Origin of the sequence: Citrobacter sp. Awk 4 (assembly GCF_028069725.1) — a bacterium.
In the GTDB taxonomy this organism is placed as follows: Bacteria; Pseudomonadota; Gammaproteobacteria; order Enterobacterales; family Enterobacteriaceae; genus Citrobacter_D.
In genome coordinates, this window is record NZ_JANEWG010000002.1 from 1 (window position 1) to 16223 (window position 16223).

Consider the following 16223-nt stretch of genomic DNA (forward strand, 5'->3'; position numbering starts at 1 on the left):
GTAGGTGAAGCGACTTGCTCGTGGAGCTGAAATCAGTCGAAGATACCAGCTGGCTGCAACTGTTTATTAAAAACACAGCACTGTGCAAACACGAAAGTGGACGTATACGGTGTGACGCCTGCCCGGTGCCGGAAGGTTAATTGATGGGGTTATCCGTAAGGAGAAGCTCTTGATCGAAGCCCCGGTAAACGGCGGCCGTAACTATAACGGTCCTAAGGTAGCGAAATTCCTTGTCGGGTAAGTTCCGACCTGCACGAATGGCGTAATGATGGCCAGGCTGTCTCCACCCGAGACTCAGTGAAATTGAACTCGCTGTGAAGATGCAGTGTACCCGCGGCAAGACGGAAAGACCCCGTGAACCTTTACTATAGCTTGACACTGAACACTGGTCCTTGATGTGTAGGATAGGTGGGAGGCTTTGAAGTGTGGACGCCAGTCTGCATGGAGCCAACCTTGAAATACCACCCTTTAATGGCTGGTGTTCTAACGTAGACCCGTAATCCGGGTTGCGGACAGTGTCTGGTGGGTAGTTTGACTGGGGCGGTCTCCTCCTAAAGAGTAACGGAGGAGCACGAAGGTTAGCTAATCCTGGTCGGACATCAGGAGGTTAGTGCAAAGGCATAAGCTAGCTTGACTGCGAGAGTGACGGCTCGAGCAGGTGCGAAAGCAGGTCTTAGTGATCCGGTGGTTCTGAATGGAAGGGCCATCGCTCAACGGATAAAAGGTACTCCGGGGATAACAGGCTGATACCGCCCAAGAGTTCATATCGACGGCGGTGTTTGGCACCTCGATGTCGGCTCATCACATCCTGGGGCTGAAGTAGGTCCCAAGGGTATGGCTGTTCGCCATTTAAAGTGGTACGCGAGCTGGGTTTAGAACGTCGTGAGACAGTTCGGTCCCTATCTGCCGTGGGCGCTGGAGAATTGAGGGGGGCTGCTCCTAGTACGAGAGGACCGGAGTGGACGCATCACTGGTGTTCGGGTTGTCATGCCAATGGCATTGCCCGGTAGCTAAATGCGGAAGAGATAAGTGCTGAAAGCATCTAAGCACGAAACTTGCCCCGAGATGAGTTCTCCCTGAGACTTAGAGTCTCCTGAAGGAACGTTGAAGACGACGACGTTGATAGGCCGGGTGTGTAAGCGCAGCGATGCGTTGAGCTAACCGGTACTAATGAACCGTGAGGCTTAACCTTACAACGCCGAAGATGTTTTGGCGTGAAGAGACGCGATAAGTAAGCTTGATACAGATTACATCGACAGACCGTAAGGGTGTGTTGATAACAGAATTTGCCTGGCGGCTGTAGCGCGGTGGTCCCACCTGACCCCATGCCGAACTCAGAAGTGAAACGCCGTAGCGCCGATGGTAGTGTGGGGTCTCCCCATGCGAGAGTAGGGAACTGCCAGGCATCAGACAAGTGAAGAAGCCCATCCTGACGGATGGGCTTTTTTGCGTCTGTGGTGCGGGGAAAATGCCGGAGGGTGACTTTTGCACACCTTATCCGGCCTGCGGGTTACAGAGAACCGCAGACGCAGACACAGCGCTCTCCGGCAATACAAACTGCACTGAATCTCTTATTTTCCGGTATACGCCAGATTCAGTAATGGATACGGTTTTCCAAGATCATCGACCTCTGAACGTCCCGTCACGTTAAATCCCATCTTTTTATAGAACCCCACAGCTTGTTCATTTTGCTCATTAACATTGGTCGTTAATCTGGGAGCCAGCGTCAGCGCATGTTCAACCAGTCTTTTCCCCACACCACAGCCACGAGCACCAGAATCGACGAATAATGCATCCATATGTTCACCGGTGAGCAGCATGAACCCTACAGGTTCATCCCGTTCTGTCACAGCCAGCCATAACGGTGCTTCTGGTAAAAACGAACTGACCAGCTCTTCCAGCTCAGCGCGATATTCCGCTGACAGGAAATCATGAGTGGCATCGACTGAGCGACACCAGATGGCAATCAATTTCTCGCCTTCATCACGCCGCGACCGGCGAATGCTAATAACCATATCTTCTCCTTTTATTTATGCTTATATTTTATCGTAGATACCGTCGTGAAACTTTCTCACCTTTAGCATGCAGGCTCGACATCCGGGCAATTCCTGGTTATCTTCAGCTATCTGGATGTCTAAACGTTTAAACGTGTGTAGTGAGGTTATCAGGTTATGCCGATTCGCGTACAGGACGAGCTGCCCGCCGTCAATTTCTTGCGTGAGGAAAACGTCTTTGTGATGACGACCTCTCGCGCTTCCGGTCAGGAAATTCGTCCTCTGAAGGTGCTTATTCTCAACCTGATGCCGAAGAAGATTGAAACGGAAAACCAGTTCCTGCGTCTGTTGTCGAACTCGCCGCTGCAGGTTGATGTTCAACTACTGCGCATCGATGCTCGTGAGTCGCGTAATACGCCAGCGGAACATCTGAATAATTTTTACTGTAACTTTGAGGATATCCGCGATCAGAATTTTGATGGCCTGATTGTGACCGGCGCACCGCTGGGTCTGGTTGAATTTAATGATGTCGCTTACTGGCCGCAGATAAGGCAAGTGCTTGAATGGGCAAAGGATCACGTCACTTCGACGTTATTTGTCTGTTGGGCGGTGCAGGCCGCGCTGAATATCCTCTACGGGATCCCGAAGCAGACGCGCACAGATAAACTTTCTGGTGTTTATGAGCACCATATTCTTCATCCTCATGCTTTACTGACTCGCGGATTCGATGATTCGTTCCTCGCCCCACACTCACGCTACGCAGATTTCCCGGCGGTGTTGATCCGTGATTATACCGATCTGGAGATCCTGGCTGAAACAGAGGATGGCGATGCTTACCTGTTTGCCAGCAAAGATAAACGCATTGCCTTTGTGACGGGTCATCCGGAATACGATGCGAATACGCTGGGCAGTGAATATTTTCGGGATGTTGAGGCGGGACTAAACCCGGATGTACCCTACAACTATTTCCCGAAAAACGATCCGCAAAATAGACCACGCGCAACATGGCGTAGCCATGGCAATTTGTTATTCATCAACTGGCTCAACTATTACGTCTATCAGATCACGCCATATGATCTGCGTCACATGAATCCAACGCTGGATTAATCTTCTGCAGCCCGCGATCCTAAAGCGTTTCAGCATGTTGAATCAGGCACCTTCGGGTGCCTTTTTTATTTCCGAAACGCACCTCATCGTGTAATTGAATTTTATTTTTATTGTTATCAATAAGTTAATTGCAAATTAAATTAAAAATGGAAATTGTTTTTGATTTTGATTTTTAATTGAGTAGTCTTAGTTGTGCTGAACGAAAACCACACAACGATCCTTCGTTCGCATTGGGGAAGTATTCGGATCCATGACGAGGAGCTGCACGATGAATCAACAGGCAACGACAACTGACGAATTGCTGTTTACCCGGCCATATGGTGAGCAAGAGAAGCACGTTTTGACCGCAGAAGCGGTAGAGTTTCTGACCGAACTGGTGACGCGGTTTACGCCAAAGCGTAACAAACTGCTGGCCGCACGTATCCAGCAACAGCAGGATATCGACAATGGCAAGTTGCCTGATTTCATTTCGGAAACGGCTTCCATTCGAAATGGTAACTGGAAGATTCGTGGAATTCCCGAAGACTTACAGGATCGGCGTGTAGAAATCACCGGCCCTGTTGAACGCAAAATGGTGATTAACGCCCTGAATGCTAACGTGAAGGTCTTCATGGCGGATTTTGAGGATTCCCTGGCGCCGGACTGGAATAAAGTCATTGATGGCCAAATTAACCTGCGCGACGCGGTCAATGGCACCATTAGCTATACCAATGAAGCCGGAAAAATCTACCAGCTCAAACCCGATCCTGCGTTGCTGATTTGCCGTGTGCGCGGTCTGCATCTGCCGGAAAAACATGTAACCTGGCGCGGTGAAGCGATCCCGGGCAGCCTGTTTGATTTTGCCCTCTATTTCTTCCACAACTACAAAGCGTTGCTGGCAAAAGGCAGCGGTCCCTATTTCTACCTGCCGAAAACCCAGGCCTGGCAGGAAGCGGCGTGGTGGAGCGAGGTGTTCAGCTACGCCGAAGATCGTTTTAACCTGGCGCGGGGCACCATCAAAGCGACGTTACTGATCGAAACGTTGCCGGCGGTGTTCCAGATGGACGAAATCCTGCATGCGCTGCGTGACCATATTGTCGGTCTCAATTGCGGTCGCTGGGATTACATTTTCAGCTATATCAAAACGTTGAAGAATCATCCGGATCGCGTGCTGCCAGACCGCCAGGTGGTGACGATGGACAAACCGTTCCTCAGCGCTTACTCACGTCTGCTGATCAAAACCTGCCACAAGCGCGGCGCATTTGCGATGGGCGGCATGGCGGCATTCATTCCGAGCAAAGATGCCGCACGCAATAATCAGGTACTCAACAAAGTAAAAGCGGACAAATCGCTGGAAGCCAATAATGGCCACGACGGCACCTGGGTTGCCCACCCTGGCCTGGCGGATACTGCGATGGCGGTGTTTGATGAAATCCTCGGCGAGCATAAAAACCAGCTGTTCGTCACGCGTGATGACGATGCGCCGATTACCGCCGAACAACTGCTGGCGCCCTGTGAAGGTGAGCGTACTGAAGAGGGGATGCGCGCCAATATTCGCGTCGCGGTGCAGTACATCGAGGCGTGGATCTCCGGCAACGGTTGCGTACCGATTTACGGTCTGATGGAAGATGCCGCGACGGCGGAAATCTCCCGCACCTCCATCTGGCAGTGGATCCATCACGAGAAAACCCTGAGCAACGGCAAAGCCGTCACCAAAGCCCTGTTCCGCCAGATGCTGGCAGAAGAGATGCTGGTGATTCAGGAGGAGCTCGGCGAGCACCGCTTTAGCAGCGGGCGTTTCGATGAAGCCGCCCGTCTGATGGAGCAGATCACGACTTCTGATGACTTAATCGACTTCCTGACCCTGCCAGGCTACCGCCTGCTGGCTTAACTCACCACATAACAATATGGAGCATCTGCACATGAAAACCCGTACTCAACAAATCGAAGAATTACAGAAAGAATGGACACAACCGCGTTGGGAAGGCATCCGTCGCCCCTATAGCGCGGAGGAAGTGGTGAAATTACGCGGTTCGGTCAACCCGGAATGCACGCTGGCACAGCTGGGTGCCGCCAAAATGTGGCGACTGCTGCACGGCGAATCGAAAAAAGGCTACATCAATAGCCTCGGCGCGCTGACCGGCGGTCAGGCGTTGCAGCAGGCGAAAGCCGGTATTGAAGCGGTTTATCTGTCTGGTTGGCAGGTGGCGGCGGATGCGAACCTGGCGTCAAGCATGTACCCGGATCAATCACTGTACCCGGCGAACTCCGTCCCGGCGGTGGTGGATCGGATCAACAACACTTTCCGCCGTGCGGATCAGATCCAATGGTCCACCGGTATTGAACCCAACGATCCACGCTATGTGGATTACTTCCTGCCGATCGTCGCCGATGCAGAAGCTGGGTTTGGCGGCGTGCTGAACGCCTTTGAACTGATGAAATCGATGATTGAGGCCGGTGCAGCGGCTGTTCACTTCGAAGATCAGCTGGCGTCAGTGAAGAAATGTGGCCACATGGGCGGTAAGGTTCTGGTGCCGACGCAAGAAGCGATTCAAAAACTGGTGGCTGCGCGCCTGGCGGCCGACGTGATGGGCGTACCGACGCTGGTGATTGCCCGTACCGATGCGGATGCGGCGGACCTTATCACCTCAGATTGCGATCCCTATGACAGCGAATTCATCACCGGTGAGCGTACCAGTGAAGGTTTCTATCGCACGCACGCAGGTATCGAACAGGCGATCAGCCGTGGCCTGGCCTATGCGCCGTATGCGGATCTGGTGTGGTGTGAAACCTCCACGCCGGACCTCGCGCTGGCTAAACGTTTTGCCGACGCCATTCATGCGAAGTATCCGGGCAAACTGCTGGCCTACAACTGTTCTCCGTCGTTTAACTGGCAGAAAAATCTGGACGACAAAACGATTGCCAGCTTCCAGCAGCAATTGTCGGATATGGGCTACAAATACCAGTTCATCACGCTGGCAGGTATCCACAGCATGTGGTTCAACATGTTCGACCTCGCGCGTTCCTACGCGCAGGGTGAAGGTATGAAGCACTATGTCGAGAAGGTCCAGCAGCCAGAGTTCGCCGCAGGCAAAGACGGGTATACCTTCGTCTCGCACCAACAAGAAGTGGGTACCGGTTACTTCGATAAAGTCACCACCATTATTCAGGGCGGCGCCTCTTCGGTCACCGCGCTGACGGGGTCTACTGAAGAATCCCAGTTCTGATCCATGCCGGATGGCGCTTACGCTTATCCGGCCTACTCTGAACCGTAGGGCGGATAAGGTGCTTGCACCGCCATCCGGCAACAGATAAGGACAAACAATGTCGCGTGGCCTGGAATTACTGATTGCTCAAACCATCCTGCAAGGCTTTGACGCGCAGTATGGTCGATTTCTGGAAGTGACGTCCGGCGCTCAGCAGCGCTTTGAACAGGCCGACTGGCATGCGGTGCAGCAGGCAATGAAAAGCCGTATCCACCTTTACGATCACCATGTGGGTCTGGTTGTGGAACAGCTACGTTGTATTACTGACGGCAAAAGCACCGATGCGGCGTTTTTGCTGCGCGTCAAAGAACATTACACCCGGTTGTTGCCGGATTACCCACGCTTCGAGATTGCAGAGAGCTTTTTTAACTCTGTCTATTGCCGGTTATTTGACCACCGCTCACTGACCCCCGAGCGGTTGTTTATTTTTAGTTCTCAACCGGAACGCCGTTTCCGCACAATTCCTCGTCCTCTGGCAAAAGATTTTTTTCCTGTGAGTGGTTGGGAACCGCTATTAACGCGGGTGCTCAGCGATCTTCCGCTTCGCTTGCCCTGGCAGAACAAAAGCCGTGATATTCACTACATCATTGAGCATCTGACAGAGGTGTTCGGTACGGAAGGACTGAATCATTGTCATCTGCAGGTGGCGAATGAACTGTTTTACCGCAACAAAGCCGCCTGGCTGGTGGGGAAGCTGATAACCCCGACAGGCACGCTGCCCTTTTTGCTGCCGATTCACCGCACTGATGAAGGCGAGCTGTTTGTCGATACCTGCCTGACCACCACGGCGGAAGCCAGCATCGTATTTGGTTTTGCCCGCTCCTATTTTATGGTGTATGCGCCGCTACCTGCCGCGCTGGTTGAATGGTTGCGAGAGATCCTACCGGGTAAAACGACCGCAGAGCTGTACATGGCGATCGGCTGTCAGAAACATGCGAAAACCGAAAGCTACCGTGAGTACCTGTGGTATCTGGCTGATTGCGATGAGCAGTTCATTGAAGCGCCAGGCATCCGCGGGATGGTCATGCTGGTATTTACTCTGCCGGGCTTTGACCGGGTCTTTAAAATCATCAAAGACACGTTTGCTCCGCAAAAAGAGATGTCCGCCGCCCACGTGCGCGCCTGCTATCAGCTTGTTAAAGAGCATGACCGCGTGGGACGTATGGCGGACACCCAGGAGTTTGAGAATTTCGTCCTCGAGAAGCGGCAAATTGATCCGGCATTAATGGCGCTATTCATGCAAGAGGCACCAGAGAAAATCACCGATCTTGGCGATCGCATTGTTATCAGCCATTTGTACATTGAACGCCGTATGGTGCCGCTCAATATCTGGCTTGAGCAGGTGGAAGGCCAGCAGTTGCGCGACGCAATTGAGGAGTACGGTAACGCGATTCGCCAGCTTGCTGCCGCCAATATTTTTCCTGGTGACATGCTGTTTAAAAACTTCGGCGTCACCCGCCACGGGCGCGTCGTGTTCTATGACTACGATGAAATTTGCTACATGACGGAAGTGAATTTCCGCACGATCCCGCCGCCGCGTTATCCGGAAGATGAGCTGGCCAACGAACCGTGGTACAGCGTTTCGCCGGGCGATGTTTTTCCCGAAGAGTTTCGTCACTGGCTTTGCGCAGACCCCAGAATTGGGCCGCTGTTTGAAGAGATGCACGCCGACCTGTTCCGCGCCGACTACTGGCGTGCATTACAGACGCGGATTCGTGAAGGGCATGTGGAAGATGTTTACGCTTACCGCCGCCGTCAGCGGTTTAGCGTGCGCTATAATCAGGCCGGATAAGTCATCCGTAGGCCTGATAAGCGTAGCGCCATCAGGCATTTCATCGACGGATGGCGGTGTAAAACGCTTTACCCGGCTTAGCGGAATCCGCCGTACGCCAGCGTCACTTCTTTTGCGGCTTTAATTGCCATCGCACCGAACTCAGTTACCCGGTCGTCGGTGATGCGTGAAATCGGCCCGGAGATGGAAATCGCGGCAAACGGCTCACGATGCTCGTCATAAATACACGATGCCACGCAGCGTAAACCCAACGCATGTTCTTCATCATCAAACGAATAACCGCGCTTACGCGTCTGGGCAAGGTCATCTTTAAGATGCACGGGGGATACCAGCGTGGCATGGGTATAAGCGTACAGCCCTTTACGGTGAAGTAAGCCAGTGACTTGTTCTTCGCTCAACTGCGATAAAAACGCTTTACCCGCGCCGGATGCGTGCATCGGCAGTTTGCCGCCGATAGGCGCAGACATGCGCATCAACTGAGTACACTGTACCTGGTCGATGATAATCGCCTGATGATCGCTCTGGTCAAGCACCGCCAGATTGACCGTTTCGCCGGAGTCTTCCATCAACTTGCGCAGTATGGGGTGGACAATCGCCAGCAGATTCCGACTTTGCAAAAAACTGCTGCCAACAATAAAAGCATGAGCGCCGACCGCCCAGTGGCCCAGTTCGCCCACCTGGCGCACAAATCCCTGTTGCTGCATGGTGGTCAACAAACGGTGAGTGGTTGAATTCGGTAAACCCGCCTGTTGCGCCAGTTCGGTCAACGCGACGCTGCCGTTAGACTCAGCAATCCATTCCAGCAGCTTCAGTCCACGGGTAAGAGACTGAACCTGTCCGGTCGCGGGGGTCGTGGCAGCAGCGGGTTTTCTACCGCGTTTTGCGGGAACAGGGGCAACCATAGCTGTCTCCTTTTCTGTATCGTGGAAATCATTTTCGTTTTATTTGATTATAATGCAAGAATTCCTGTACTGATCGGAGGAGTGAAGCTGAACATGTCTCATGTTGCCCGCTGTTTGCTTTTCCGTCACATCAGTTTGTGCCAGTATGGTTTGTTGGCCATTTTGGTCTGGGTTGAGCGTTGTCGGGAGCAAGTGTGAGCAGCAAAGTTGAACAACTGCGTGCGCAGTTAAAAGAACGTATTCTGGTGCTGGACGGCGGCATGGGCACGATGATCCAGGGCTATCGTCTGAGTGAAGAGGATTTCCGTGGCGAACGCTTTGCCGACTGGCCGTGCGACCTCAAAGGCAACAATGACCTGTTGGTGCTGAGCAAACCGGAGGTGATAACCGCGATTCATAACGCCTACTTTGAAGCGGGCGCGGATATCATCGAAACCAACACCTTTAACTCCACGACCATCGCGATGGCGGATTACCAGATGGAATCCCTGTCAGCGGAAATCAACTTTGCTGCGGCAAAACTTGCCCGTGCCTGCGCCGACGAGTGGACGGCGCGCACGCCAGAAAAACCGCGCTATGTTGCGGGCGTTCTCGGCCCAACCAACCGCACGGCGTCCATTTCGCCAGATGTGAACGATCCGGCATTCCGTAATATCACCTTTGATCAGCTGGTGGCGGCTTACCGTGAATCCACCAAAGCGCTGGTGGAAGGCGGTGCGGACTTGATCCTGATTGAAACCGTGTTTGATACGCTCAACGCCAAAGCCGCTATTTTTGCGGTGAAAGAGGAATTCGAAGCGCTGGGCATCGACCTGCCGATTATGATTTCCGGCACCATCACCGACGCTTCCGGGCGCACGCTCTCCGGCCAGACGACGGAAGCGTTCTACAACTCTCTGCGCCACGCCGAAGCGCTCACTTTTGGCCTCAACTGTGCGTTGGGACCGGACGAGCTGCGCCAGTATGTGCAGGAACTGTCGCGCATTGCCGAATGCTACGTCACCGCGCACCCGAACGCCGGACTGCCGAACGCCTTTGGCGAATACGACCTCGATGCCGACACCATGGCGGTCCAGATTCGTGAATGGGCGCAAGCGGGCTTCCTGAATATCGTCGGCGGCTGTTGCGGCACCACGCCGGAGCATATTGCGGCGATGAGTCGTGCAGTGGCAGGGCTGCCGCCGCGCCAGCTTCCGGAAATTCCGGTGGCCTGCCGTCTTGCCGGTCTGGAGCCGCTGAACATCGGCGATGACAGCCTGTTCGTCAACGTCGGCGAGCGTACCAACGTCACCGGTTCCGCCAAATTCAAGCGCCTGATTAAAGAAGAGAAATACAGCGAAGCGCTGGACGTTGCGCGCCAGCAGGTTGAAAGCGGCGCACAGATTATCGACATCAACATGGATGAGGGGATGCTTGACGCCGAAGCGGCGATGGTGCGTTTCCTCAGCCTGATCGCGGGTGAACCGGATATCGCTCGCGTGCCGATCATGATCGACTCCTCGAAATGGGAGGTCATCGAAAAAGGGCTGAAGTGCATTCAGGGTAAAGGCATCGTTAACTCCATCTCGATGAAAGAGGGAGTGGAAACCTTTATCCACCACGCCAAACTGCTGCGTCGTTACGGGGCGGCCGTGGTGGTGATGGCCTTTGATGAACAGGGCCAGGCCGATACCCGCGCGCGCAAAATCGAGATCTGCCGTCGGGCGTACAAAATCCTCACCGAAGAGGTCGGTTTCCCGCCAGAAGATATCATCTTTGACCCGAATATCTTTGCGGTGGCGACCGGCATCGAAGAGCACAACAACTACGCGCAGGATTTCATCGGCGCCTGCGAAGACATTAAACGCGAGTTACCGCATGCGTTGATTTCCGGTGGCGTCTCAAACGTTTCGTTCTCGTTCCGGGGTAACGACCCGGTACGCGAAGCGATCCACGCCGTGTTCCTCTATTACGCCATTCGTAACGGCATGGACATGGGGATCGTCAACGCCGGGCAACTGGCGATTTACGACGACTTGCCTGCCGAGCTGCGCGACGCGGTTGAGGATGTGATCCTCAACCGTCGTGACGATGGCACCGAACGTCTGCTCGATTTGGCCGAGAAATATCGCGGCAGCAAAACGGATGATTCTGCTAACGCTCAGCTGGCCGAATGGCGTAGCTGGGACGTAAAAAAACGCCTCGAATATTCACTGGTGAAAGGGATCACCGAGTTCATTGAGCTGGATACCGAAGAAGCGCGCCAGCAGGCGGCTCGCCCGATTGAAGTCATTGAAGGCCCGCTGATGGATGGCATGAACGTGGTTGGCGACCTGTTCGGCGAAGGCAAAATGTTCCTGCCGCAGGTGGTGAAATCCGCCCGCGTGATGAAGCAGGCGGTGGCTTACCTTGAACCGTATATCGAGGCCAGCAAAGAGAAAGGCTCCAGTAACGGCAAAATGGTGATCGCTACCGTAAAAGGTGACGTGCACGATATCGGTAAAAACATCGTCGGCGTGGTGCTGCAGTGTAACAACTACGAGATTGTTGATCTGGGCGTGATGGTTCCGGCGGAGAAAATCCTCAGAACTGCCAGAGAAGTGAATGCGGATTTGATCGGTCTTTCCGGGCTGATTACCCCGTCGCTTGATGAGATGGTCAACGTGGCGAAGGAGATGGAGCGTCAGGGCTTTACCATTCCGCTGCTGATTGGCGGCGCGACCACCTCAAAAGCACACACGGCGGTGAAAATCGAGCAGAACTACAGCGGTCCGACGGTCTATGTGCAGAACGCGTCGCGCACCGTTGGCGTGGTGGCGGCCTTACTCTCCGACACGCAGCGCGATGACTTTGTCGCCCGTACCCGTAAAGAGTATGAAACCGTGCGTATCCAGCATGGGCGCAAGAAACCGCGCACGCCGCCGGTCACCCTGGCGGCCGCGCGTGACAACGATCTGGCGTTCGACTGGGCAAGCTACACGCCGCCAGTGGCGCATCGTCTGGGCGTACAGGAAGTCGAAGCCAGTATTGAAACCCTGCGCAACTACATCGACTGGACACCGTTCTTTATGACCTGGTCGCTGGCCGGTAAATATCCGCGCATCCTCGAAGATGAGGTCGTGGGCGAAGAAGCGCAGCGCCTGTTTAAAGACGCCAACGATATGCTCGATACGTTAAGTGCGGAGAAATCCCTTAACCCGCGCGGCGTGGTGGGGCTGTTCCCGGCGAACCGCGTCGGTGATGACATCGAAATCTATCGTGACGAGACGCGTACTCATGTGCAGGCGGTTAGCCATCATCTCCGCCAGCAAACCGAAAAAGTGGGTTTCGCCAACTACTGCTTGTCTGACTTTGTGGCGCCGAAACTGAGTGGTAAAGCGGATTACATCGGTGCCTTTGCCGTCACCGGCGGGCTGGAAGAAGATGCGCTGGCCGATGCCTTTGAAGCCCAACACGACGACTACAACAAGATTATGGTGAAAGCGATTGCCGACCGTTTGGCAGAGGCTTTTGCGGAATATCTGCATGAACGTGTGCGCAAAGTCTACTGGGGCTATGCGGCGCACGAGAATCTGAGCAATGAGGAGCTGATCCGCGAAAACTACCAGGGTATCCGTCCGGCACCGGGTTACCCGGCTTGTCCTGAACACACGGAAAAAGGCACCATCTGGGAACTGCTGGAAGTGGAAAAACACACTGGCATGAAGCTTACCGAATCTTTCGCCATGTGGCCGGGGGCGTCGGTCTCGGGTTGGTACTTCAGCCATCCGGACAGCAAATACTACGCCGTCGCGCAGATTCAACGCGATCAGGTGGAGGATTATGCGCTGCGCAAAGGTATGCCGGTTGCCGAGGTCGAGCGCTGGTTAGCGCCCAATCTGGGGTATGACGCGGACTGATCTGGCTTACTTGCCGGATTGCACCAGGGCTGTTCTCGCTCGGGTCACGTACCAGGTGTACGCTCCCCTTACTGCGAGCAGTCCGTGTGCAATCCACCTGCGCCGCCGACGGTCAGTGTCACAAATGTGTCATCTTTACTTATAACAAACAGGGCGCTCTTTGAGCGCCTTGTCTCTTTATTGATGGTAAACCCTTATACTGGAAGAAGGTTCTGTCGGTTTTGCCGGATGGCGCTTTGCTTATCCGGCCTACAATGGTGGTCACGTAGGCCCGGTAAGCGAAGCGCCACCGGGCAACACGTTTCATAAGAACGATAAATATAAGGAGAACCCACTTCCGTGTTAACTCTGTTACACCTGCTTTCTGCGGTTGCTCTGTTGGTGTGGGGCACTCACATTGTGCGTACAGGCGTAATGCGTGTTTTTGGCGCGCGCCTGCGCACGGTTCTCAGCCGCAGCGTTGAAAAGAAACCGCTCGCCTTCTGTGCGGGGATTGGCGTGACCGCGCTGGTACAAAGCAGTAACGCCACGACCATGCTGGTCACCTCATTTGTTGCCCAGGATCTGGTCGCCCTGACACCCGCGTTGGTGATTGTTTTAGGGGCTGATGTGGGGACCGCGCTGATGGCGCGTATCCTGACCTTCGATTTGTCCTGGCTGTCGCCGTTACTGATTTTCATCGGCGTGATCTTCTTTTTGGGGCGTAAACAGTCACGGGTCGGGCAACTGGGGAGGGTCGGGATTGGTCTTGGCCTGATTCTGCTCGCGCTGGAGTTGATTGTGCAGGCGGTGACGCCGATCACGCAGGCCAACGGGGTACAGGTAATATTCGCCTCGTTAACCGGTGATATCCTGCTGGATGCGCTGATTGGCGCGTTGTTTGCCATTATCAGTTATTCCAGCCTGGCGGCGGTGCTGTTGACGGCAACCCTGACGGCGGCGGGGATTATTTCGTTCCCGGTGGCGCTCTGTCTGGTGATCGGCGCTAACCTCGGTTCTGGCTTGCTGGCGATGCTCAACAACAGCGCGGCCAACGCGGCGGCGCGGCGTGTGGCGCTCGGCAGTTTGTTGTTCAAGCTGGTGGGGAGTCTGCTGATTCTGCCGTTTGTTCACATGCTGGCAAACGCAATGGATGAACTGCCGCTGCCAAAATCTGAACTGGTGATCTACTTCCACGTCTTTTACAACCTGGTGCGTTGTCTGGCCATGGTGCCCTTTGCCGAGTCGATGGCGCGATTTTGTAAGCGCATTATTCGCGACGAACCGGAGCTGGATGCCCACCTGAAGCCGAAACATCTGGATGTCAGCGCCCTGGACACGCCGACCCTCGCACTGGCCAATGCCGCGCGTGAAGCGCTGCGTATTGGCGATGCCATGGAGCAGATGATGGAAGGGCTTAAGCGCGTGATGCACGGTGAGCCGCGCGAAGAGAAAGAGCTTCGCAAGATGGCGGATGATATCAACGTGCTGTATACCGCGATCAAACTCTATCTGGCGCGGATGCCAAAAGAGGAGCTGGCGGAAGAAGAGTCCCGCCGCTGGGCTGAAATCATCGAAATGTCACTCAACCTGGAACAGGCCTCCGATATCGTCGAACGGATGGGGAGCGAGATTGCCGACAAATCACTGGCGGCGCGCCGGGCCTTCTCCGTGGAAGGGCTGAAGGAGCTGGATGCGCTGTACGACCAGTTACTCAGTAATCTGCAACTGGCGATGTCGGTCTTCTTCTCTGGAGACGTGACGACCGCGCGTCGTCTGCGCCGGAGTAAACATCGTTTTCGTATCCTTAATCGCCGTTACTCGCATGCTCACGTTGATCGTCTGCATCAGCAGAACGTACAAAGCATTGAAACCAGCTCGCTGCATCTGGGGCTGCTGGGGGATATGCAGCGTCTCAATTCACTGTTCTGTTCGGTCGCGTATAGCGTGCTGGAGCAGCCGGATGAAGACGACGAGCGGGATGATTATTGATAAAACCGGAAACCTGATACGCATCGCGCTGTCAGGTTTCTGGCTCACTCGCGAATAACCTCACACTGCTGAAAAGCGCGGTAGATCACATCTACCGCCAATGTGTTGCGCCACGATTATTTTTTATCGCCCGCAAGGTGAGGTATATTTCGCTTTTACAGGAGAATTTATGCTGCCCGACTCATCTATCCGATTAAACAAATACATCAGCGAAAGTGGAATTTGCTCTCGTCGCGAAGCCGATCGCTATATCGAACAAGGCAACGTTTTCCTGAACGGTAAACGCGCCACCATTGGCGATCAGGTAAAACCCGGCGACGTTGTAAAAGTAAACGGTCAGTTGATTGAGCCGCGCGAAGCAGAAGATCTGGTGCTTATCGCCCTGAACAAACCGGTCGGCATTGTCAGCACCACGGAAGATGGCGAGCGTGACAACATCGTCGACTTTGTAAACCATAGCAAACGCGTATTTCCGATTGGTCGTCTGGACAAAGACTCACAGGGACTGATCTTCCTCACCAACCACGGCGATCTGGTCAATAAAATCCTGCGCGCCGGTAACGATCACGAAAAAGAGTATCTGGTCACGGTGGATAAACCGGTGACGGATGAGTTTGTCAGTGGGATGGCGGCAGGGGTGCCGATTCTCGGCACGGTCACGAAGAAGTGTAAAGTGAAAAAGGAAGCCCCGTTTGTATTCCGTATCACGCTGGTGCAGGGGTTGAACCGCCAGATCCGCCGTATGTGCGAGCACTTTGGCTACGAAGTCAAAAAGTTGGAACGTACGCGGATCATGAACGTCAGCTTGAGCGGTATTCCGTTGGGCGAATGGCGTGATTTAACCGATGACGAACTGATTGACCTCTTCAAGCTTATCGAAAACTCCTCTTCCGAGGCGAAGCCAAAAGCGAAAGCGAAGCCGAAAACGGCGGGCATCAAACGTCCGGTCGTGAAGATGGAAAAAACGAACGAGAAAGCACGCCCGGCATCAAACGGTAAACGTTTTACTGCGCCGGGACGTAAGAAGAAAGGGCGCTAGTTAGCGTCTGCCGCGCGTTGGCGTATTGGCCGACCAGGAAAAAGATGCCTCGGCATCCGGTTTATAAGCCTGCTTTTTCTTCAACTGGCGGGCTTTTTTTGCCTCTGCTTCCCGCAATGCCATCAGTTTGTCGATGTATTCCTTTTTGACGCTGTTGGTCTCCGCGTTAGTCAACGGACGACCGTGCGCAATACGGGCGCGGTCCAGCAGCGTTTTCAGTTCACGCTGTTCGCGTTCAGTCATCTCTTTTTGGGTAATGCGGGGGAGTGCCATAGGTGTGCCCTCAGTCAGCCAG

Annotated in this window: 10 protein-coding genes and 2 rRNA genes; 9 read left to right on the forward strand and 3 right to left on the reverse strand. The window is 54.2% G+C overall.

Annotation, left to right across the window (positions count from 1 at the left end):
- A 23S ribosomal RNA gene (locus NNO04_RS00770) occupies positions 1-1192 on the forward strand; the annotation flags it as partial.
- Positions 1193-1289: 97 nt separating this feature from the next.
- Positions 1290-1405 (forward strand): 5S ribosomal RNA (rrf, locus tag NNO04_RS00775).
- Between the two features lie 166 nt (positions 1406-1571).
- On the opposite strand, the gene NNO04_RS00780 is transcribed toward rrf, so the two are convergent.
- Positions 1572-2015, reverse strand: a complete 444-nt coding sequence (locus tag NNO04_RS00780) for an acetyltransferase (RefSeq protein ID WP_271443043.1) — start codon at positions 2013-2015, stop codon at positions 1572-1574.
- A gap of 156 nt (positions 2016-2171) precedes the next feature.
- Between NNO04_RS00780 and metA the strand changes: the two genes are divergently transcribed.
- The 4 genes from metA to aceK all read left to right on the forward strand — a co-directional run bounded on the left by metA (position 2172) and on the right by aceK (position 8138).
- Complete coding sequence (metA, locus tag NNO04_RS00785; protein ID WP_271443044.1) at positions 2172-3101, forward strand: homoserine O-acetyltransferase MetA; 930 nt, start codon at positions 2172-2174, stop codon at positions 3099-3101.
- A gap of 268 nt (positions 3102-3369) precedes the next feature.
- The gene (gene aceB, locus NNO04_RS00790; protein WP_271443045.1) at positions 3370-4971 is read left to right on the forward strand and encodes a malate synthase A; all 1602 of its coding nucleotides are present in this window, start codon (positions 3370-3372) and stop codon (positions 4969-4971) included.
- 31 nt (positions 4972-5002) lie between these two features.
- Complete coding sequence (gene aceA, locus NNO04_RS00795) at positions 5003-6307, forward strand: isocitrate lyase (protein WP_271443046.1); 1305 nt, start codon at positions 5003-5005, stop codon at positions 6305-6307.
- A gap of 97 nt (positions 6308-6404) precedes the next feature.
- Positions 6405-8138, forward strand: a complete 1734-nt coding sequence (gene aceK / locus NNO04_RS00800; protein WP_271443047.1) for a bifunctional isocitrate dehydrogenase kinase/phosphatase — start codon at positions 6405-6407, stop codon at positions 8136-8138.
- 77 nt (positions 8139-8215) lie between these two features.
- Here aceK and iclR read toward each other — a convergent pair whose 3' ends face one another.
- Positions 8216-9040, reverse strand: coding sequence for a glyoxylate bypass operon transcriptional repressor IclR (gene iclR / locus NNO04_RS00805; protein ID WP_271443048.1), 825 nt, complete (start codon positions 9038-9040; stop codon positions 8216-8218).
- A 194-nt stretch (positions 9041-9234) separates the two neighbouring features.
- Between iclR and metH the strand changes: the two genes are divergently transcribed.
- The 3 genes from metH (at position 9235) to rluF (ending at position 15928) form a co-directional block, all read left to right on the forward strand.
- Positions 9235-12918 (forward strand): methionine synthase, encoded by a 3684-nt coding sequence (gene metH / locus NNO04_RS00810; protein WP_271443049.1) that lies wholly within the window; start codon positions 9235-9237, stop codon positions 12916-12918.
- Positions 12919-13257: 339 nt separating this feature from the next.
- A complete protein-coding gene (locus NNO04_RS00815; RefSeq protein ID WP_271443050.1) occupies positions 13258-14889 on the forward strand; it encodes a Na/Pi cotransporter family protein in 1632 nt (543 codons plus the stop codon).
- 169 nt (positions 14890-15058) lie between these two features.
- Positions 15059-15928 (forward strand): 23S rRNA pseudouridine(2604) synthase RluF, encoded by an 870-nt coding sequence (gene rluF / locus NNO04_RS00820; RefSeq protein ID WP_162382461.1) that lies wholly within the window; start codon positions 15059-15061, stop codon positions 15926-15928.
- Here rluF and NNO04_RS00825 read toward each other — a convergent pair whose 3' ends face one another.
- A complete protein-coding gene (locus NNO04_RS00825; RefSeq protein WP_009653910.1) occupies positions 15929-16201 on the reverse strand; it encodes a DUF3811 domain-containing protein in 273 nt (90 codons plus the stop codon).
- Positions 16202-16223: the final 22 nt, after the last annotated feature.